Consider the following 1213-nt stretch of genomic DNA (forward strand, 5'->3'; position numbering starts at 1 on the left):
TCCTCGGCATCCGTTCACGCACCCAGGTCACCGATTCGGTGTTCGACCACGCCAAGAAGCTGATCGCTGTCGGCTGCTTCTGCATCGGCACCAACCAAGTGGATTTGGACGCCGCCCGCGAACGCGGTATTGCCGTGTTCAACGCGCCGTACTCCAACACCCGTTCGGTTGCTGAGCTGGTACTGGCCCAGGCCATTCTGCTGCTGCGCGGCATTCCCGAGAAGAACGCCTCCTGCCACCGTGGTGGCTGGATCAAGTCGGCCGCCAACTCGTTTGAAATTCGCGGCAAAAAGCTCGGCATCGTCGGCTACGGCTCGATTGGTACGCAGCTTTCCGTGCTGGCTGAAGCCTTGGGCATGCAGGTGTTTTTCTACGACACCGTAACCAAGCTGCCGCTGGGCAACGCCACTCAAGTCGCCAAGCTCCACGACCTGTTGGGCATGGCCGATATCGTTTCCCTGCACGTGCCGGAGCTGCCATCCACCCAGTGGATGATCGGCGAGAAAGAAATCCGCGCGATGAAAAAGGGCGGCATCTTGATCAACGCTGCACGCGGCACCGTGGTTGAGCTGGACCACCTGGCCAACGCGATCAAAGACGAGCACCTGATTGGCGCCGCCATTGACGTGTTCCCGGTCGAGCCCAAGTCCAACGACGAAGAGTTCGAAAGCCCGCTGCGTGGCCTGGACCGCGTCATCCTCACCCCGCACATCGGCGGTTCGACTGCCGAAGCACAGGCCAACATTGGTCTGGAAGTAGCGGAGAAGCTGGTGAAGTACAGCGACAACGGTACCTCGGTGTCCTCGGTCAACTTCCCTGAAGTGGCCCTGCCGGCGCACCCAGGCAAGCACCGTTTGCTGCACATCCACGAGAACATTCCGGGTGTGATGAGCGAAATCAACAAGGTGTTCGCCGACAACGGCATCAACATCTCCGGTCAATTCCTGCAAACCAACGCCAAGGTCGGTTATGTGGTGATCGACGTGGATGCCGACTACTCGGACCTCGCACTGGAAAAACTCCAGCACGTGACCGGCACCATCCGTAGCCGTGTGCTGTTCTAAGCGCGTATTACCGATGTGAAAAAGGGAGGCTTCGGCCTCCCTTTTTTATGGGCGATTGACCGCGGTGGTTTTTCCTACGCTGCGCACCTATCGTTCCCCGCTTACGTATTCGCCAAAAACACTGGCGTCGTCCCCGCGTAGGCGGGGAC

At 59.5% G+C, this 1213-nt stretch carries 1 protein-coding gene; it reads left to right on the forward strand.

Annotated elements, in window-relative coordinates; all coding sequences use genetic code 11:
• Positions 1-1064 (forward strand): phosphoglycerate dehydrogenase (gene serA, locus AAAB16_RS19920; RefSeq protein WP_340664890.1); only part of this gene is annotated, 1064 nt, incomplete at its 5' end.
• Between the last annotated feature and the right edge of the window lie 149 nt (positions 1065-1213).

The organism is Pseudomonas sp., assembly GCF_037994325.1.
Taxonomy (GTDB): Bacteria; Pseudomonadota; Gammaproteobacteria; order Pseudomonadales; family Pseudomonadaceae; genus Aquipseudomonas.